The 19,230-nt window shown below is 67.0% G+C and carries 18 protein-coding genes; 15 read left to right on the forward strand and 3 right to left on the reverse strand.

Annotation, left to right across the window (positions count from 1 at the left end; all coding sequences use genetic code 11):
• The first annotated feature begins 4 nt into the window (after nucleotides 1-4).
• Genes ACFTS5_RS09255 through ACFTS5_RS09320 form a run of 14 tightly spaced genes read left to right on the forward strand, consistent with a single transcriptional unit; the run spans nucleotide 5 to nucleotide 16,718 of the window.
• The gene (locus tag ACFTS5_RS09255; RefSeq protein WP_019047013.1) at nucleotides 5-559 is read left to right on the forward strand and encodes an NADH-quinone oxidoreductase subunit B family protein; all 555 of its coding nucleotides are present in this window, start codon (nucleotides 5-7) and stop codon (nucleotides 557-559) included.
• Nucleotides 556-1,308 (forward strand): NADH-quinone oxidoreductase subunit C, encoded by a 753-nt coding sequence (locus ACFTS5_RS09260; RefSeq protein WP_378629163.1) that lies wholly within the window; start codon nucleotides 556-558, stop codon nucleotides 1,306-1,308. Before ACFTS5_RS09255 ends, ACFTS5_RS09260 begins: the two co-directional genes overlap by 4 nt.
• A complete protein-coding gene (gene nuoD, locus ACFTS5_RS09265; RefSeq protein WP_378629165.1) occupies nucleotides 1,308-2,621 on the forward strand; it encodes an NADH dehydrogenase (quinone) subunit D in 1,314 nt (437 codons plus the stop codon). The genes ACFTS5_RS09260 and nuoD overlap by 1 nt, the downstream gene beginning before the upstream one ends.
• Complete coding sequence (gene nuoE / locus ACFTS5_RS09270; protein WP_378629167.1) at nucleotides 2,618-3,334, forward strand: NADH-quinone oxidoreductase subunit NuoE; 717 nt, start codon at nucleotides 2,618-2,620, stop codon at nucleotides 3,332-3,334. Before nuoD ends, nuoE begins: the two co-directional genes overlap by 4 nt.
• On the forward strand, nucleotides 3,334-4,653 hold the full coding sequence (gene nuoF / locus ACFTS5_RS09275) for an NADH-quinone oxidoreductase subunit NuoF (protein ID WP_378630006.1): 1,320 nt from the start codon (nucleotides 3,334-3,336) through the stop codon (nucleotides 4,651-4,653). The genes nuoE and nuoF overlap by 1 nt, the downstream gene beginning before the upstream one ends.
• Nucleotides 4,650-7,109 carry an NADH-quinone oxidoreductase subunit G gene (locus ACFTS5_RS09280; protein WP_378629170.1) on the forward strand — a complete coding sequence of 820 codons (2,460 nt, stop codon included), beginning with the start codon at nucleotides 4,650-4,652 and terminating at the stop codon, nucleotides 7,107-7,109. Before nuoF ends, ACFTS5_RS09280 begins: the two co-directional genes overlap by 4 nt.
• Complete coding sequence (nuoH, locus tag ACFTS5_RS09285; protein ID WP_378629172.1) at nucleotides 7,102-8,892, forward strand: NADH-quinone oxidoreductase subunit NuoH; 1,791 nt, start codon at nucleotides 7,102-7,104, stop codon at nucleotides 8,890-8,892. Before ACFTS5_RS09280 ends, nuoH begins: the two co-directional genes overlap by 8 nt.
• Nucleotides 8,889-9,710, forward strand: coding sequence for an NADH-quinone oxidoreductase subunit J (locus ACFTS5_RS09290; RefSeq protein ID WP_378629175.1), 822 nt, complete (start codon nucleotides 8,889-8,891; stop codon nucleotides 9,708-9,710). Before nuoH ends, ACFTS5_RS09290 begins: the two co-directional genes overlap by 4 nt.
• A complete protein-coding gene (nuoK, locus tag ACFTS5_RS09295) occupies nucleotides 9,707-10,006 on the forward strand; it encodes an NADH-quinone oxidoreductase subunit NuoK (RefSeq protein WP_266288663.1) in 300 nt (99 codons plus the stop codon). The genes ACFTS5_RS09290 and nuoK overlap by 4 nt, the downstream gene beginning before the upstream one ends.
• A 1-nt stretch (nucleotide 10,007) precedes the next feature.
• Complete coding sequence (gene nuoL, locus ACFTS5_RS09300) at nucleotides 10,008-11,894, forward strand: NADH-quinone oxidoreductase subunit L (protein ID WP_378629177.1); 1,887 nt, start codon at nucleotides 10,008-10,010, stop codon at nucleotides 11,892-11,894.
• Nucleotides 11,891-13,513 (forward strand): NADH-quinone oxidoreductase subunit M, encoded by a 1,623-nt coding sequence (locus tag ACFTS5_RS09305; RefSeq protein WP_378629179.1) that lies wholly within the window; start codon nucleotides 11,891-11,893, stop codon nucleotides 13,511-13,513. The genes nuoL and ACFTS5_RS09305 overlap by 4 nt, the downstream gene beginning before the upstream one ends.
• On the forward strand, nucleotides 13,510-15,132 hold the full coding sequence (gene nuoN, locus ACFTS5_RS09310; protein WP_378629181.1) for an NADH-quinone oxidoreductase subunit NuoN: 1,623 nt from the start codon (nucleotides 13,510-13,512) through the stop codon (nucleotides 15,130-15,132). Before ACFTS5_RS09305 ends, nuoN begins: the two co-directional genes overlap by 4 nt.
• The gene (locus ACFTS5_RS09315) at nucleotides 15,132-15,770 is read left to right on the forward strand and encodes a class I SAM-dependent methyltransferase (protein ID WP_378629184.1); all 639 of its coding nucleotides are present in this window, start codon (nucleotides 15,132-15,134) and stop codon (nucleotides 15,768-15,770) included. Before nuoN ends, ACFTS5_RS09315 begins: the two co-directional genes overlap by 1 nt.
• 60 nt (nucleotides 15,771-15,830) lie before the next feature.
• A complete protein-coding gene (locus ACFTS5_RS09320; protein WP_378629187.1) occupies nucleotides 15,831-16,718 on the forward strand; it encodes an NAD(P)-dependent oxidoreductase in 888 nt (295 codons plus the stop codon).
• A 44-nt stretch (nucleotides 16,719-16,762) separates the two neighbouring features.
• Here ACFTS5_RS09320 and ACFTS5_RS09325 read toward each other — a convergent pair whose 3' ends face one another.
• Nucleotides 16,763-17,317 (reverse strand): GNAT family N-acetyltransferase, encoded by a 555-nt coding sequence (locus ACFTS5_RS09325; RefSeq protein ID WP_378629190.1) that lies wholly within the window; start codon nucleotides 17,315-17,317, stop codon nucleotides 16,763-16,765.
• 69 nt (nucleotides 17,318-17,386) lie between these two features.
• Here ACFTS5_RS09325 and ACFTS5_RS09330 point away from each other — a divergent pair, with 69 nt between their 5' ends.
• Nucleotides 17,387-17,779 carry a VOC family protein gene (locus ACFTS5_RS09330; RefSeq protein WP_378629193.1) on the forward strand — a complete coding sequence of 131 codons (393 nt, stop codon included), beginning with the start codon at nucleotides 17,387-17,389 and terminating at the stop codon, nucleotides 17,777-17,779.
• A 192-nt stretch (nucleotides 17,780-17,971) separates the two neighbouring features.
• Here the strand turns inward: ACFTS5_RS09330 and ACFTS5_RS09335 are convergent, their stop codons facing one another.
• Both ACFTS5_RS09335 and ACFTS5_RS09340 read right to left on the reverse strand, forming a co-directional pair.
• Nucleotides 17,972-18,562 carry a TetR/AcrR family transcriptional regulator gene (locus ACFTS5_RS09335; protein ID WP_378629196.1) on the reverse strand — a complete coding sequence of 197 codons (591 nt, stop codon included), beginning with the start codon at nucleotides 18,560-18,562 and terminating at the stop codon, nucleotides 17,972-17,974.
• Nucleotides 18,563-18,607: 45 nt separating this feature from the next.
• On the reverse strand, nucleotides 18,608-19,228 hold the full coding sequence (locus ACFTS5_RS09340) for a hypothetical protein (RefSeq protein WP_378629198.1): 621 nt from the start codon (nucleotides 19,226-19,228) through the stop codon (nucleotides 18,608-18,610).
• Nucleotides 19,229-19,230 lie beyond the last annotated feature (2 nt).

Here is a 19,230-nt window from a genome sequence, read left to right on the forward strand (position 1 = left end):
AATAATGGGTCTCGAAGAGAAACTGCCCAGCGGGTTCCTGCTGAGCACGGTCGAGGATTTCGCCGGCTACCTGCGTAAGGGCTCCGTCTGGCCCGCCACGTTCGGGTTGGCGTGCTGCGCGATCGAGATGATGGCCACCGGCGCCGGACGATTCGACATCGCCCGCTTCGGCATGGAAGCGTTCCGCGCCTCCCCACGCCAGGCCGACCTGATGATCGTGGCGGGCCGGGTGAGCCAGAAGATGGCGCCGGTGCTGCGCCAGGTCTACGACCAGATGACCGAACCGAAATGGGTGCTGGCCATGGGGGTCTGCGCGTCCTCGGGGGGCATGTTCAACAATTACGCCATCGTGCAGGGCGTCGACCACATCGTCCCGGTCGACATCTACCTGCCCGGCTGCCCACCCCGCCCGGAGATGCTGCTCAACGCGATTCTGGCGCTGCACGCGAAAATCGCCGAGATGCCGATGGGCGTCAACCGCGAGGAAGCGATCCGCGCCGCCGAGCAGGCCGCACTGGCCAGCACGCCGACCATCCGGATGGAGGGCCTGCTGCGATGACGTTCGACTCGCCCGACAACACCGACAACCCTGCGGGACACCAGGTTCCGGAGGAATCACCCGCGCAGGCCCAACCCAAACCGCCACAGGACGAGGTGATCGGCACCCGGCGCGGCATGTTCGGCGTCAGCGGCACCGGTGACACCTCCGGCTACGGCGGCCTGGTCACCCCAGTCGCCCTGCCCGCGGGAACACCTCCCCCGTACGGCAGCTGGTTCGACGCCTTCGTCGGCACCTTGCGCGCCGCACTCGTTGGCCGGGTCATCGCCTTCGACACCGTCATCGAGCGGATCGTCGTCTTCCGCGACGAACTCACCCTGCACGTGAAGCGCGAACACCTCGTCGCGGTCGCGAGCACGTTGCGCGATGACAGCACACTGCGGTTCGAACTGTGCCTGGGTGTCAACGGCGTGCACTACCCCGACGACGACGGCCGCGAACTGCACGCGGTCTATCACCTGAAGTCGATCACGCATGGACGCCGCGTGCGGCTGGAAGTGTCCGCGCCCGATGCCGATCCGCACATTCCGTCGCTGTTCTCGGTCTATCCGACGACCGACTGGCACGAACGCGAAACCTACGACTTCTTCGGCATCCTCTTCGACGGGCACCCCTCCCTGACCCGCATCACCATGCCCGACGACTGGCGCGGGCATCCGCAGCGCAAGGACTACCCGCTCGGCGGGATCCCGGTGGAGTACAAGGGCGCGCGCATACCGCCGCCCGACGAGCGGAGGACCTACAGCTGATGACCGACACCGACTTCCGCCGCGACGAACCACCGGTAGTGACCGTCGCAGGCCAGGACTGGGACCAGGTCAGCGAAGTGATCGACGGCGGCGCCGAAGAACGCATCGTGGTGAACATGGGCCCCCAGCATCCGTCCACGCACGGGGTGCTGCGCCTGATCCTCGAAATCGAAGGCGAAACCGTCACCGAGGCCCGCTGCGGCATCGGCTACCTCCACACCGGCATCGAGAAGAACCTGGAATTCCGCAACTGGACCCAGGGCGTCACCTTCGTGACCCGAATGGACTACCTGTCCCCGTTCTTCAACGAAACCGCCTACTGCCTCGGCGTGGAGAAACTCCTCGACATCACCGACCAGATCCCCGAACGCGCCACCGTGGTGCGAGTGCTGCTGATGGAGCTCAACCGCATCTCCTCGCACCTGGTCGCCCTCGCGACCGGCGGCATGGAACTGGGCGCGCTCACCCCGATGCTGTTCGGCTTCCGTGAACGCGAACTCATCCTCGACGTCTTCGAGAACATCACCGGCCTGCGGATGAACCATGCCTACATCCGTCCCGGCGGCTTGGCGCAGGATCTGCCCGCCGACGGGGTCACCAAGGTCAGGGAACTGCTCGACCTGCTGCCCGGGCGCCTGCGCGACATGGAGCACCTGCTCAGCGCGAACCCGATCTGGAAGAAGCGCACCCAGGACATCGGCTACCTCGATCTCACCGGCTGCATGGCCCTCGGCATCACCGGGCCGGTCCTTCGCGCCACGGGTCTGCCGCACGATCTGCGCAAATCAGATCCGTACTGCGGGTACGAGAACTACGAATTCGATATCCCGACGACCACCGGCTGTGATTGCTACGGCCGCTACATCATCCGGATCGCCGAGATGACCGAGTCGATCAAGATCGTCGAACAGTGCCTGGACAAGTTGCGTCCGGGCCCGGTGATGATCGACGACAAGAAGATCGCCTGGCCCGCCGACCTGGAACTGGGCCCCGACGGTCTGGGCAACTCACCCAAGCACATCGGCAAGATCATGGGCACCTCCATGGAATCGCTGATCCACCACTTCAAGCTCGTCACCGAAGGCATCAGAGTGCCTGCGGGACAGGTGTACTCGGCGGTGGAGTCCCCGCGCGGGGAACTGGGTGTGCACATGGTCAGCGACGGCAGCACCCAGCCCTACCGGGTGCACTACCGCGACCCCTCGTTCACCAACCTGCAAGCGGTGGCCGCGATGTGCGAGGGCGGCATGGTCGCCGACGTGATCGCCTCGGTCGCCAGCATCGACCCGGTCATGGGCGGAGTGGACAGATGACAATCGACAACCCCACCAGCACACCGATTCTCCTGAGCCTGAGCACGCGTCCCGAACCGTATCCGCCGCATGTGCGCGAGCGTCTCGAACTGGACGCCAAGGAGATCATCACCCGCTACCCGCACCCCCGCTCGGCCCTGCTCCCCCTGCTGCACCTGGTGCAGGCCGAGGAGGGGTACGTGACGGGCACCGGCATCGACTTCTGCGCCGATCACCTGAACCTCACCGGCGCCGAGGTGACCGCGGTCGCCACGTTCTATTCGATGTACCGGCGCACCCCCACCGGCGACTACCACGTCGGGGTCTGCACCAACACCCTCTGCGCGATCCTCGGCGGCGACGCCATCTACGAAGCGCTGCACCAACATCTGGACGTCGGGCATGGCGAAACCACCTCCGACGGCGCCATCACTCTCGAACACATCGAATGCAACGCCGCCTGCGACTACGCGCCGGTCATGATGGTGAACTGGGAATTCTTCGACAACCAGACTCCCGAATCGGCAGTCGCGATCACCGACGCCCTCCGGGCGGGCCACCAGGTCCGCCCGACCCGCGGCGCACCGCTGTGCACATTCCGCGAGACCGCCCGCATCCTCGCCGGATTCCCCGACGAGCGTCCCGGCGCGCTCGAAGGAACACCGGGCGCACCCACCTTGGCAGGGCTCGACATCGCTGCCGCAGAACAGGATTCGGCAGGGGGTTCGCGATGATGGCCCTCACCCCGGTACTCAGCGAACACTGGGCCGCTCCACGGTCCTGGACCCTGGAAAGCTATCGCGCGACCGGTGGCTACGACGGTCTCCGCGCCGCCTTGGGCAAGACACCCGACGAGGTGATCCACACCGTCAAGGACGCGGGTCTGCGCGGTCGTGGTGGGGCCGGCTTTCCCACCGGGATGAAGTGGTCGTTCATCCCGCAGGGCCCTGGTCCCGACGGCACCACGAAGCCGCACTACCTCGTCGTCAACGCCGACGAATCCGAACCCGGCACCTGCAAAGACATCCCGTTGATGCTGGCCACCCCGCACACTCTCATCGAAGGCATCGTGATCGCCGCCTACGCGATCCGGGCCGCGACCGCGTTCATCTACGTGCGCGGCGAGGTGGTGCCGGTTCTGCGCCGATTGCAAGCCGCCGTCGCCGAGGCCTACGCGGCGGGCCTGCTCGGCCACGACATCCTGGGCTCGGGTTTCGACCTCGACCTGATCGTGCACGCCGGCGCGGGCGCCTACATCTGCGGTGAGGAAACCGCACTGCTCGATTCCCTCGAAGGCAGGCGCGGACAGCCCCGTCTGCGCCCACCGTTCCCCGCCGTCGCGGGCCTGTACGCGTGCCCGACGGTGGTGAACAATGTGGAATCCATTGCCAGCGTGCCCTCGATCCTGCGCAACGGCACCGAGTGGTTCCGTTCGATGGGCAGCGAGAAGTCACCCGGCTTCACCCTGTACTCCCTGTCGGGGCATGTGGCCCGTCCCGGCCAGTACGAGGCCCCGCTGGGCATCACCTTGCGCGAGCTGCTCGATTACGCGGGCGGGGTGCGAGCCGGGCACACCCTCAAGTTCTGGACTCCCGGCGGTTCCTCGACCCCGATGTTCACCGACGAACACCTCGACGTCGCCCTCGATTACGAAGGTGTCGCCGCCGCCGGATCCATGTTGGGCACCAAGGCCTTACAGATCTTCGACGACACCACCTGCGTGGTGCGCGCGGTTCTGCGCTGGACCGAGTTCTACGCCCACGAATCCTGCGGCAAATGCACACCGTGCCGCGAAGGCACCTACTGGCTGGTGCAGTTGCTGCGCCGACTCGAAGCCGGCGACGGCACCGAAGCCGACCTGGACAAGCTCGCCGACATCGCCGACAACATCAACGGCAAATCGTTCTGCGCGCTCGGTGACGGCGCGGCCAGCCCGATCTTCTCCTCGCTGAAGTACTTCCGCGACGAATACCTCGCGCATCAGCGACTCGGCGGCTGCCCGTTCGACCCGGCCGCCTCGACCGTGTGGGCACCAGCGAAAGAGGACCGATGACAGCCATCGCGCCAGGAAACAGCAGCGATGTGGTGCCCACCGACATGGTGAGCGTCACCATCGACGACACCACGATCGAAGTTCCCGTGGGCACCTTGCTGATCCGTGCCGCCGAACTGATCGGCGTGCAGATCCCGCGCTTCTGCGATCACCCCCTGCTCGACCCGGTCGGCGCGTGCCGTCAGTGCCTCGTCGAGGTCGAAGGGCAGCGAAAGCCGGTCGCCTCCTGCACGATCCCGGTCACCGACGGCATGATCGTGCGTACCCAGATCAGTTCCCCGGTCGCCGAAAAGGCCCAGCGCGGGGTGATGGAACTGCTGCTCATCAACCATCCGCTGGACTGCCCGGTGTGCGACAAGGGCGGCGAGTGCCCGCTACAGAACCAGGCGATGTCCACCGGCAGCGCCGAATCCCGCTTCGACGGCGAGAAGCGGACATATCCGAAGCCGATCCCGCTGTCCACCGCGGTGCTGCTCGATCGGGAGCGGTGCGTGCTGTGCGCACGCTGTACCCGGTTCTCCCAGCAGGTCGCCGGCGACCCCTTCATCGAACTGATGGATCGTGGTGCGCTCCAGCAGGTCGGCATCGCCCAAGCCGAACCCCTCGACTCCTACTTCTCCGGCAACACCGTCCAGATCTGTCCCGTGGGCGCGCTCACCGGTACCTCCTACCGTTTCCGGGCCCGCCCGTTCGACCTGGTCTCCACCCCGAGCGTGTGCGAGCACTGCGCCTCCGGATGTGCACAACGCACCGATCACCGTCGCGGAAAAGTGTTGCGCCGCTTGGCCGGCGACGACCCGCAGGTCAACGAGGAATGGAACTGCGACAAGGGCCGCTGGGCCTTCGCCTACGCCACCGAGCGCGACCGCCTCACCACGCCGATGGTGCGCGGCTGGGACGGCGTCCTGGCCCCGGCCTCCTGGCCCGAAGCTCTCGCCGCCGCCGCTGCGGGCCTGAGCGCGGCGATCGGCAATGCCGGTGTGCTCGTCGGCGGCCGCGTCACCGAGGAAGAGGCGTACGCGTACAGCAAGTTCGCGCGCATGGTCCTCGCCACCAACGACATCGATTTCCGCAGCCGGGTGCATTCGGAGGAGGAAGAACGATTCCTCGCCGCCCGCATCGCCGGACGCGGTGTGCGGGTCGACTTCGCCGCGCTCGACAAAGCCCCCGTCGTGCTGCTGGTCGGGTTCGAACCGGAAGAGGAATCGCCCATCGTCTATCTGCGGCTGCGCAAGGCCGCACGGACCCGCGGGCAACGCGTGGTGTCGCTGGCGCCGTTCGCCTCCCGCGGCCTCGAACGCATGTCGGGCGCGCTCATCCAAACCCCGCCGTGCGGGGAAGCCGACGTCATCACCTCGATCATGGCCGAAACGTCCGCCGATGCCGCCGAACTCATGACGATGCTGAACACGCCCGGCGCGGTCATCATGGCGGGTGAACGTCTCGCGGGCAGCCCCGGCGCCCTGTCGTCGGTGACCCGCCTGGCCGATGCCACCGGCGCGGCACTGGCCTGGGTGCCCCGCCGTGCGGGCGAACGCGGCGCGCTGGAAGCCGGCGCACTGCCCAGCCTGTTGCCCGGCGGCAGACCCGTCGTGGATCCTTCAGCACGCCAACAGGTTCGACACCGCTGGCAAGCCGGTGAACTCCCCGTCACCGTCGGCCGCGACGCCAACGCCATCCTGGCGAGCGCCGCCCAGCTGGGTGCGCTGGTCATCGGCGGCGTCGATCCGGCTGACCTGCCCGACCCGGCCGCCGCCCTGGCCGCGATCGACGCGGCCCGGTTCGTCGTCAGCCTCGAAATGCGGCACAGCGCCGTCACCGAACGCGCCGACGTCGTCTTCCCGGTGGCGACCGCGATGGAGAAGTCCGGCACCTTCCGCACCTGGGAAGGGCGCCCGCGTCCCTTCACCGCGGCCTCGCTCGACACCACCCGCCGCGTCGCCGCTCCCCTGTCGGACCTGCGGGTGCTGCACTCGCTGGCCGCGCAGATGGGCGTCCCGATCAACCTGCCCGACCCCGCCGCCGCACGCACCGAACTCGACGGACTCGGCGCCTGGACCGGTGAGCCCATCCCCGCCCCGGAGCTGACCAGCCAGACTCGCCCCGCACCCGGGCCAGGAACGGCCGTCCTCGCCGGATGGCGGATGCTGCTCGACGCCGGCCGCATGCAAGACGGTGAACCCAATCTCGCCGGTGTCGCCCGCCCGCCGGTCGCACGGCTCTCGGCCGCGACCGCCGCCGAGATCGAAGCCGACGATGCCGATCACGTCATCGTCTCCACCGAGCGCGGCGAGATCTCGGTGCCGTTGATGATCACGGACCTGCCCGACCGGGTGGTGTGGCTGCCGCTGCACTCGCCCGGTTCGACGGTCGCCGCCGAACTTGGTGTGACACCCGGCGCCGTGGTGCGCCTGCGTCGCGCCGACGACAGGATGAAGGAACACCGTCATGAGTGATCGAGTCCTACTCCTCGCGGCCGACACCGGGCCTGTCTTCGGCACCGATCCGCTGTGGCTGGTGGTGGTCAAGGCGCTCGGCGTGTTCATCTACCTGATGCTGGTGCCGTTGATCGCGGTCTACGCCGAACGCAAAGTCGTGGCGTGGATGCAGATGCGGATCGGGCCCAACCGGATCGGCCCCGGCGGCATGCTCCAGTCGATCGCCGACGGCGTGAAGATGGCGCTCAAGGAAGACATCATCCCCGCGATCGTGGACAAGCCGATCTTCGTGCTCGCCCCGATCATCTCGGTGATCCCGGCGTTCATGGCCTTCGCGGTGATCCCGATGGGCCCGGAGGTCTCGATCTTCGGCACCCACACCGCGTTGCAGCTCACCGACATGCCCGTCGCGGTGCTCTACATCCTCGCCATCACCTCCATCGGCGTGTACGGCATCGTGCTCGCCGGCTGGTCCTCGGGTTCGACCTATCCGCTGCTCGGCGGCCTGCGCTCGACCGCGCAGGTCATCTCCTACGAGATCGCGATGGCACTGACCTTCGCCACCGTGTTCCTGCTGTCGGGCACCATGGCGACCTCCGAGATCGTGAGCGCGCAGGAGGGCACCTGGTATGTGTTCCTGCTGCTGCCCTCGTTCCTCATCTACTGCGTGTCGATGGTCGGCGAGACCAACCGGGCGCCCTTCGACCTGCCCGAAGCCGAAGGTGAACTGGTCGGTGGTTTCCACACCGAGTACTCGTCGCTGAAGTTCGCGATGTTCATGCTCGCCGAATACGTGAACATGGCCACGGTGTCCGCCTTGGCGACGACGCTGTTCCTCGGCGGCTGGCGGGCGCCGTTCCCGATCAGCCTGTGGGAGGGCGCCAACTCCGGATGGTGGCCGCTGCTGTGGTTCACCCTCAAGGTGTGGACGTTCCTGTTCGTGTTCGTCTGGCTGCGCGGCACCCTGCCTCGCCTGCGCTACGACCAGTTCATGAACCTCGGCTGGAAGCTGCTCATCCCCACCTCGCTGGTGTGGGTGATGGTCGTGGCCACCGCACGGGTCCTGGACCTCGAGGGGATCCCCGGACAGAACTTCATCCTGGTCGGTGTAGGGCTGGTGATCACCGCGGCCATGATCGCGATGTTCCTGCGCGCGGGTCGCAGCAAGGGGCTGCCGCCGTTGCCGCCACAGGAGCCCTCGACCTCGTCGGTGTTCCTGGGTTTCCCGGTGCCGCCGATGCCGGCACGGCGCGCGAACGACCAGCCCGAGTTCGGGTTGTTCGACCCGCTCGCGGGTTTCGCGGTCACCGCGGCCACGATGTTCAAGAAGCCCAATACCGAGTCCTACCCGGAGCAGAAGGTGCCGACCGCGCCGCGCTATCACGGTCGCCACCAGCTCAATCGCTACGACGACGGACTCGAGAAGTGCATCGGCTGTGAACTGTGCGCATGGGCGTGCCCGGCCGACGCGATCTTCGTCGAAGGCGCCGACAACACCGAGGACGAGCGCTTCTCCCCGGGTGAGCGGTACGGCCGCGTCTACCAGATCAACTACCTGCGCTGCATCGGCTGCGGCCTGTGCATCGAGGCCTGCCCGACGCGTGCGCTGACGATGACCAACGAATACGAACTCACCGACGACAACCGCGCCGACCTCATCTACGAGAAGGACCAGCTGCTGGCCCCCATGGAGCCTGGCATGACGCCCGCGCCACACCCGATGGCACCGGGCACCGACGCGGCCGACTACTACCTGGGCAGGGTCGGTCCCGCACCGTCGGAGCAGGAGGTACTGCGATGAGCACCGCACACGTGCTGGCCGCCGAGGTCACCAACACCTCCACGGGTGAGGGCGTGCTGTTCTGGGTACTGGCCCCGATCGCGGTGCTCGGCGCCCTCGGCATGGTGACCGCGGCCAAGGCCGTGCATTCGGCGATGTGCCTGGCCGCCACCATGATCGCGCTCGCCGTGTTCTACATCGCGCAGGGTGCGCTGTTCCTCGGCGTCGTGCAGATCGTGGTGTACACGGGCGCGGTGATGATGCTGTTCCTGTTCGTGCTGATGCTCGTCGGCGTCGACTCCGCGGAATCGCTGCGGGAAACGTTGCGCGGCCAGCGCATCGCCGCCGCGATCGTCGGGCTCGGATTCGGATTGCTGTTCATCGGCGGCATCGGCGCGGCCCTGCGCGACAGCGGAACCAGCTTCCCCGGCCGGGGTTTCGGCGACCGCGACGTGATCGCCGAACTCGCCGAGTTGATCTTCCTGCGCTATGTGTGGGCGTTCGAACTCACCGGCGCACTGCTGATCACCGCCACGATCGGTGCGATGGTGCTGGCCCACCGCGAACAGTTCACCCCGAAACGCGGACAGCGGGAAATGTCACGCGATCGCTTCCGCACAGCCGGCGAACGGGCCACCCCGCTGCCGACACCGGGTGTCTACGCACGGCACAACGCCGTCGACAGCCCCGCCCAGCTTCCCGACGGCTCCTTCGCCGAACTCTCGGTGAGCACGATCCTGCGTCACCGCCGCAACCGCGCCCACACCGAAGCCGCTGTGCTCTCGGTCGGCACGGTCCGCGACGACAATCCGACGGCCGACGAGGAAGGCAAGCGGTGAACCCCCAGAACTACCTGTTCCTGTCTGCGCTGCTGTTCACCATCGGCGCCGCGGGAGTGTTGTTGCGCCGCAACGCGATCGTGGTGTTCATGTGCGTGGAGCTGATGCTCAACGCGGTGAATCTGGCGTTCGTGACCTTCGCCCGGTTGCACGGCAACCTCGACGGTCAGGTGATCGCGTTCTTCACCATGGTGGTCGCCGCCGCCGAGGTCGTCGTCGGCCTGGCCATCATCATGACGATCTTCCGTGCCCGCCGGTCGACTTCGGTCGACGACGCCAACCTGCTGAAGTTCTGACATGGGTACCGCAACGCTGTGGCTGCTGCCCGCCCTCCCACTCGCAGGCGCGATCGTCCTGCTCCTGTTCGGCCACCTCACCGATCGCTGGGGCCCCTACCTGGCCACGACGGCCGCGCTGTCCTCGTTCGTCGTCGCCGCTGTCGCGTTCTTCGGAATGCTCGGCCGCGCCGACGCCGACCGCGCCGTGCACAAGGAACTGTTCAACTGGGTGCCCGTCGGTGATCTACAGGTCGGGTTCAGCCTGCAACTGGACCAGTTGTCGATCTGCTTCGCGCTACTGATCACCGGGGTCGGGTCGCTGATCCACCTCTACTCGATCGGCTACATGAGCCACGATCCCGGCAAGCGCCGGTTCTTCGGCTATCTCAACCTGTTCCTGGCCGCGATGCTCGTGCTGGTGCTGGCCGACAACTTCCTCGTGCTCTATCTGGGCTGGGAAGGCGTGGGCCTGGCGTCCTATCTGCTGATCGGATTCTGGTACGAGAAGCCCTCGGCCGCAACGGCGGCCAAGAAGGCGTTCGTGGTGAACCGGGTCGGTGACATGGGCTTGGCCATCGCCATGATGGTCATGTTCGCGGCATTCGGGTCCTTCGATTTCCGCACCGTGTTCGCGGCGACCCCGGGCGCGAGCGAAGGCACCCTCACCGCCATCGGTCTGCTGTTGTTGCTGGCCGCCTGCGGAAAATCCGCGCAGGTGCCGTTGCAGTCGTGGCTCGGCGACGCGATGGAGGGCCCCACCCCGGTCTCGGCGCTCATCCACGCCGCCACCATGGTCACCGCCGGTGTGTACCTGATCGCCCGCGCCAACCCGATCTACGACCTCGCGCCGAACGCGCGCACGGCGGTGCTCGCCGTCGGTGCGGTGACGTTGCTGTTCGGCGCCGTCATCGGCTGCGCCAAGGACGACATCAAGAAGGCCCTCGCGGCCTCGACGATGAGCCAGATCGGGTACATGATCCTGGCCGTCGGCCTCGGCCCGGCCGGGTACGCGTTCGCGATCATGCACCTGCTCACCCACGGCTTCTTCAAAGCCGGACTGTTCCTCGGCGCCGGCTCGGTGATGCACGCGATGAACGACGAAACAGATATGCGCCGCTACGGCGGCCTGCGCACACTGATGCCGATCACGTTCATCACCTTCGGCCTGGGCTATCTCGCCATCATCGGAGTGCCACCGTTGTCCGGGTTCTTCTCCAAGGACAAGATCATCGAGGCGGCCTTCGACCACGGCGGATCCACCGGAATCCTGCTCGGCGTGGTCACTCTCGTCGGTGCCGCGCTCACTGCGTTCTACATGACCCGCGTCATGCTGATGACCTTCTTCGGTGAGCGCCGCTGGAAGCCCGACACCCACCCGCACGAGTCACCCGCGGTGATGACCGGGCCGATGATCCTGCTCGCGTTCGGATCGGTCTTCGCCGGTGGCCTGTTCGTCTGGGGCTCGTCGCTGGTGAACTGGCTCGAACCCGTCGTCGGTTCCCATCACACGGAGCCGGTGATCCCCGCGGCGGTCGTCACCGGTCTGGCATTGACCGCGGTCGCCGTCGGTGTGGCCATCGCCTACCGCAAATACGCCGAGAGCCCGATCCCCGAAGTCGCGCCGGAGCCGGTCAGCGTGCTGACCGGGGCCGCCCGTGCCGATCTCTACGGCGACAAGATCAACGAAGCCGTGTTCGAACGCCCCGGCCGCCACCTCACGAGGGCGCTGGTGTTCCTCGACGCGAAGGGCGTCGACGGGATCGTCAACGGAACCGCCGCCTCGATCGGCGGACTGTCGGCGCGAATCCGCAAGGTGCAGACGGGTTTCGTACGCTCCTACGCCCTGTCCATGTTCACCGGCGCGGCCCTGGTGGCCGCTGCCCTGCTGGCGGTGAGGTTCTGGTGAACTCGTTTCCCTGGCTGACGACGCTCTGGCTCGCCCCCGCGATCGGGGCGGGTGTGGTGCTCGTCCTGCCCGCCGCCCGCCGCACGGTGGCGCGTGGCGTGGCGTTCGCGGTGTCGATCGGTGTACTCGCACTGGCCGTTGTCCTCGCGGTGCGGTTCAAGCCCGGCGGTGCCCAGTACCAATTCGTCGAATCCCACGAATGGATCCCGACATTCGGTGTGGGCTACACACTCGGCCTCGACGGCATCGCCACCGCCTTGGTCCTGCTGACAGCGGTGCTGGTGCCGCTGCTGATCCTGGCAGGCTGGAACGACGACACCCCCACCGGCGACGGACCCAAGACCATCCACATCTACATGGCGTTGATGCTGCTGGTCGAGTCGATGGTGCTGATCTCCTTCCTCGCCCTCGACATCCTGCTGTTCTACGTGTTCTTCGAAGCGATGCTGATCCCGATGTACTTCCTCATCGGCGGCTTCGGCACTCGCACCACCGACGCCGCGGTGCGCGCCCAACGGTCGCGTGCGGCGGTGAAGTTCTTGCTCTACAACCTCTTCGGTGGGTTGATCATGCTCGCCGCGGTCATCGGGTTGTACGTGCTGACCGCCCAGGCGGGCCTCGGCGAGGGATCGGCGGGGACCTTCGATCTGCGCGTCGTGGTCGCCGCGGCCAACAACGGTGAACTCGGGGGCAGTACAGCGGTGCTCAACGCCCTGTTCCTCGGGTTCATGTTCGCCTTCGCCGTGAAGGCGCCGCTGTGGCCACTGCACACGTGGCTGCCCGACGCGGCGGTCTCGGCCACCCCGTCCAGCGCGGTGCTGATGATGGCGGTGGTCGACAAGGTCGGCACCTTCGGCATGCTGCGCTACTGCCTGCTGCTGTTCCCACTGGCATCGGACACCTTCGCGCCCTTGGTGATCACCCTGGCCGTGATCGGCATCCTCTACGGAGCGCTGCTCGCCATCGGACAGACCGATGTGATGCGACTGATCGCCTACACCTCGATCTCGCACTTCGGGTTCATCATCCTCGGCATCTTCGCCATGACCAGTCAGTCCCAATCCGGGGCGACGCTGTACATGGTCAACCACGGACTGTCCACGGCCGCACTGTTTCTCATCGCCGGGTTCCTCGTCTCCCGGCGCGGCACCAGGATGATCGCCGAGTACGGCGGCGTGCAGAAGGTCGCGCCGGTGCTGGCCGGCACGTTCTTCATCGCCGGCCTGGCCACGCTCTCGCTGCCCGGTCTCGCACCGTTCGTCAGCGAATTCCTGGTCCTGATCGGCACCTTCCCGAAGTACCAGGTGGCGGCGGTGATCGCGACCGGTGCGCTGGTCCTGGCCGCGATCTATGTGCTGTGGCTGTATCAGCGGTTGATGACCGGCCCACTGAAGAAGGGCAACGAACACCTGCGTGATCTGGTGCCGCGTGAGCTGGCGGTGGTGGTGCCGCTGCTGGTCGCGCTGCTGGTGCTCGGGTTCTATCCGAAACCGATCCTGGATCTGGTGGACCCCGCGGTGGGACACACCCTCTCGACGATCGGTAAGCACGATCCCGCTCCGACGGTCCCCGCTCCCGAAGCTGGTGCGGCCACCCCGCCCGCAGGCGGCCACAAATGAGGACGGACTCCGTGACCATCACCGAGCTCGCGGCCATCGCGCCCGCACCGAGCATCGAATACCACCTGCTCGCCCCGATGCTGATCGTGTTCGGGGTCGGCGTGGTGGGTGTACTCGTCGAAGCGTTCGTGTCGCGGCCCTACCGGTATCCGACGCAGTTGGTGCTCGGGCTGGCCGGTGTGGTCGGCGCTCTGGTGGCCGTGGTGCTGCTCGCCGGATCCGAGGGCACCGCGGTGGTGGGCGCGGTCGCCATCGACGGAGTCACGCTGTTCCTGCAGGGCACGATCCTGCTGGTCTCGCTGCTGGGCCTGCTGCTGATCGCCGAGCGTGGCGCGGTGCCGCGGGCGCGCAGCGGGCCGGGCACGTGGAGTCGGGCGGCGGCCGCGTTGGATCGAGGGGTCGACGCGTTCACACCGCAGGCCTCCGCAGTGCCGGGAAGCGCGCACGAGCTCGCGGCGGTGCGCTCGGGGGTTTCGACCACCGAGGTGTTCCCGCTGACGATGATCGCGGTCGGCGGTCTGCTGCTGTTTCCCGCGTCGAACGATCTGCTCACGATGTTCGTCGCGCTCGAAGTGTTGTCGCTACCGCTGTATCTGCTGTGTGGGCTGGCTCGCCGCAGGCGGTTGCTCTCGCAAGAGGCGGCGATGAAGTACTTCCTGCTCGGTGCGTTCTCCTCGGCGTTCTTCCTCTACGGTGTCGCACTGCTCTACGGGCAGACTGGCACGGTGTCGCTGCCGGGAATCGGTGCGGCACTGGACAAGCAGCCCGAGAACGCGACTCTGGCCCTGCTCGGTATCGGCATGCTCGCCGTCGGGCTGCTGTTCAAGATCGGCGCGGTGCCGTTCCAGGCCTGGGTGCCCGATGTCTATCAAGGCGCGCCGACCCCGATCACCGCGTTCATGGCCGCCGCCACCAAGATCGCCGCCGTCGGGGCGACCATGCGGGTGCTGATGGTGGGAGTCGGTGCGCTGGGCTCGGATTGGCGCCCGGTGCTCGCCGCGGTCGCGGTGGCGACGATGGTCGTCGGTGCGATCATGGCGATCACCCAGACCGATGTGAAGCGCATGCTGGCCTACTCCTCGATCGCGCACGCCGGTTTCCTGCTCGTCGGTATCGTCGCCGCCGACAACGCCGGTGTGGCCGCCGTGCTGTTCTACCTGCTGGCCTATGGTCTCGGCACCGTCGGTGCGTTCGCGGTGGTCAGTCTGGTGCGTGACGCCTCCGGTGACGAAGCGACCGCACTGTCGCAGTGGGCGGGCCTCGGTCGCCGATCCCCGTGGCTCGCTTCGGCATTCGCCCTGTTGCTGCTGTCTTTCGCCGGTCTGCCGCTCACCAGCGGATTCGTCAGCAAGTTCGCGGTTTTCGCCGCTGCCTCCGGTGCGGGCTATACCGCCTTGGTGATCGTCGGTGTCCTCTGCAGCGCCATCGCCGCCTTCTTCTACGTCCGGGTCATCGTGCTGATGTTCTTCACCGACCCTCCGGCCGACGCGCCCATCGTGACCGCCCCGTTCGCCACCACCTTGGTCGTGGCGTTCAGCGCGGGCGCCACCGTCCTGCTCGGCCTGTTCCCCCAGCCGGTTCTCGACCTCGCCGACCGCTCCAACCTGTTCATCCGCTGATGCCGCCGACTCCTCAGTCCGACCCCCGCCCGCCGACCAGTCACGAGCGCCAAGCCGGTCAGCCGTGGAACGCGTCCTATCTCGACGGCCCCGCACCGTGGGACATCGGTACCCCGCAGCCCGCTGTCGTGCGGCTGGCCGAATCAGGGGGGTTCTGCGGACCGGTCCTCGATGTCGGGTGCGGCACCGGCGACAACGCCCTGTTCATCGCCGCCCGCGGGTTGCCTGTGCTGGGTGTCGACGTGGCCGAAACAGCGTTGGCCACCGCCAGGCAGACAGCCGACGATCGTGGGATCGACGTGGCCTTCGCTATGGCAGACGCCCTACATCTCCAGCGGCTGTATCGCCGCTTCGAAACAGTCCTCGACTGCGGCCTGTTCCACACCTTCGACGCGTCCGAACGCACCGAGTACGTGGCAAGCCTGGCGTCGGTCACCGACTCCGGCGGCACCCTGTACGTGTTGTGCTTCAGCGATACCGGTCCCGACCTCGGACCGCACCCGGTCACCCGGCACGCCCTCACCGCGCCCTTCGATCACAACCCCGCCTGGCATATCGCCACCATCGCCCCCGAGCATCTGCGAACACGATTCTCCGACGCAACCTCAGCGTGGCTCGCCACCATCGAACGGCGATAGCAGCTCGCCTGATTCCCGGGCCTTGACCTGAAGAGTGGTTGAGCTCTTAATGTCCGTTTCATGAGTGGACATGAGAACGCACAGGCAACGGCAGTCGCAGTTCTGGGGTTGGGTGAGATGGGGTCGGCGCTGGCCGCTGCCCTGCTGGATGGGGGCTATCCGGTCACGGTGTGGAACCGGTCGCAAGACAGGGCACATCCGCTGGTAGCCGAGGGAGCACGGTCGGCCGCGACCCCGACAGAGGCTGTGGGTGCGGCCGATGTGGTGATCGTCAATGTCAAGGGTGGTGCGGTGGCGGCGGATCTGTTGCGTGCGTCGGGTGCGGAGCTGGCGGGACGGACCGTGGTCGACCTGACCGACGGCACTTCCGAACAGGCCACCGCCACTGGACAGTTGGCGCGCGAGTCCGGAGCGGCTTACCTGCACGGCCAGATCATGACCATCGCTCCGGCCATCGGCTCCCCGGACGCGGTGGTGTTCTACGGCGGCGCCCGCGCTGCCTTCGATCGACACGAAGCCCTCCTCCGAGCTCTCGGCGGCCGCGCGACCTTCGTCTCCCCCGACCCTGCTGTGCCGGTGCTGTACGGCATGGCCGTTCACGACATCATGTGGGGCCTGCTGAACGGGTTCCTGCACGCCTCGGCACTTCTCGGCAACGCCGGTCTCCCCGTCGGCGACTTCACCCAGCAGGCCGATCGCTCCCTCGCAGCCCTGTCATCACTGATCCCGATGCTGGCGAAAGAGGTCGACAGCACCGATTTCGCCATCCCGTACGGCGCCCTGCAGCACCATCTCCCCTCCCTCGACGACCTGCTCGCCGAGAGCCGGACCCGGGGAATCGACACCGACCTACCCACCTACACGAGAAGCCTGGTCGCCGACGCCATCACCGCGGGCCACGGCCACGACAGCTACTCCCGACTCGTCGAGCGCTTCGGCCGTCGATAGTCACCTCGTGGGAGGGGCGAAACCCGCCCCTCCCAATGGCGCACTTAGGCGCGCGACTTCACGACCGTGATCCAATAGCGCCGCGCCGGACCGAGTTCGGTGTCCTGGATGCTCTCGAGAACACCACCACAGCGCTCGATCGTCTTCACCGACCCGATATTCCCGGCCGCGCAAACAACCAGCACTCGGTCCATTCCAGCCACTCGCGCCTCAGCGATGATCTCTCCCAATGCCCACGTAGCCAGCCCTCGACGGCGCGCGGACGGCCGGATCCCGTACCCGACATGCCCGAGGTTCCGCACGAGGCCACCGTCCCCGTGTCGCAATGCGATCCCGCCGAGTACGCGATCACCCTCGACTATCCAGCGATACGAGCAACGCCCGTCGCGCCCCTCTCCCGACGCGGCGATGAGCCGCGCAACCCAGAGCTCGAATCCCGGGATCGAGTCGACGTCGTCACTCGGCAACAAGCCGAAACCGTCCTCGTGGAGACCGGGCCCCCACTCGACATGCGCGTCGCGCCATTCTCCGTACATGTCGACACTGGGCGCGATCAATCTGTGCCCGAACCCTGCCGGAATTCCACTGGAGGTGAACACTCTTTCAATCTAATCGGCGAGCCGAAGTGAACCGCCGGGAATTCGAGCCAGCTTGCTAGTCTCGCCGATGTGGCCATTGCGCGAAGCTTTGTGAACATCTGCAGCGACCAACTCGCTGCGACGCGTGACTTCTACGTCGACCTCTTGGGTTTCCAGGTCGCCTACGACAGCGATTGGTTCGTGCAACTCATCGACTCGGACTCGGGGACCATCATCGGCATCATGGCGCGCGATCACGAGCTGGTGCCCGACCATGTTCGTGGCGGGTTCGGCGGCTCCTACATCACCATCGTTGTCGACGATGTGGAGACTATCTACGCCCGTGCCAAGGACCTCGGCATTCCCATCGTCGAGGAGCCCCGGGATCTGTTCTACGGCCAAAGACGCTTGCTGGTAACCGATCCCAACCGTTTCCTCGTCGACGTATCGAGCCCGACCACATCACCGCCCACCGACCTCTGACAGAGCTTCTCCAAAGATGCGGCCGTACATGCCGGGACAAGACCCAGTTGATTCAGCTCGGGAGGTCCAGCGCGTCGAACTGGCCGAGCCCGACACCGACGACATCACAGAACCGCTATCGCCTTCCCGCCGACCGCGTACAACACCGGCGGCCGTGCGGATTTCAGGTTCGCTGACGATGCTCTCGCCCCGTCAGCGCCGCTCGCCCGCACCGATGCTGCCGACGATCAGATCGGTCAGCGCCGAGATCGCTTCGTCGGGCGTGGTCGTACCCAGGTTCAGTTCCGCGGCCAGTGTTTCGGCCGCGCCGAGCACGCCGACGCAGCGCAGTCGCAGTGCTGTGGCGGTGAGTGACGAGAACGGTTGCAAGGTGGCGGCCATCCAGTCGCGGTAGCTGTCGAGCATGTCGTGCTGGATCGCCTGGACGTCCGGGTTGCCTTTCAGGGCGGCGGAAATCGCGTCGAATTCGGGCATGTCGGTGGCGCAGGCGAAGTAGGCGGTGCTCATGACGCGGGCGATCTCGTCGACGGTGGGGGTGGCGTCGCGGGCGGCTTGTTCCGAGGCCAGGCGGTGGCGTTCGTCGAGTTGGCGGTAGAGCGCGAGGAGCAGTTCGGGGCGGGTGCCGAAGTGGTCGTAGACGATCGGCCTGCTCACGCCCGCAGCTTCGGCGAGAGTGGCCAAGGTCAGGCCGTCGGTGCCTTGCTCCCGCACCAGCGTCAAGGCGGTGTCGAGCAGCTGCTCGCGCCGGGCCGGCTTCGCCAATCTGCCCGATCGTGTGGTCATCGTCCTCCCTTGCGCCATGCCCACAGCTTAGCTACAAAGAGTAAGTTACAACTTGTAGCTTAGTGAGAGGAATTCATCATGGAGCAACCGGTACTGATCTTGGGCGGGTCGGGACAGGCGGGGTCGGACACCGCGGCCCTGTTGCGTCGATGGCATCCGGCCCTGCCGTTGACCATCGCGGGCCGTGATCTCGGTCGTGCGCAACGGGTAGCCGACGCCCTCGGCACTGCCACGGCAGTGACGATCGATCTGTCGCGCCGCGACCTCGGTCTCGCCGACGCCGACTACTCCGCGGTCGTCGCAACCCTGTGGGACGACCGGCTCAACGGCCTGCACTACGCGCAGGAGCGCGGCCTGCCCTACCTCAGCATCTCCAGCGGCCTGCTCGACATCGGCCCGGAGATCGTCGCGGGCGCGCAAAGGTCCAGTGCGGCACCGGTTCTGGTAGCCAGCCATTTGATGGCGGGAACCGTCGTGCTCGCCACGCTGGATTCCGCGCGCGAGTTCGACCGGATCGACACGGTCCGAGTCGGCGTCGCGCTCGATGACACCGACACCGGCGGGCCCGCGGGAATCGCCGATCTGGAACGCTGGTCGGCCGTCACGACAGCAGGTCTCGTGCGCCGCGACGGCATCTTCACCTGGCTCTCCGAGGCCGAGGCGCAAGC

This window comes from Nocardia sp. NPDC056952 (assembly GCF_042674185.1).
Classification (GTDB): Bacteria; Actinomycetota; Actinomycetes; order Mycobacteriales; family Mycobacteriaceae; genus Nocardia.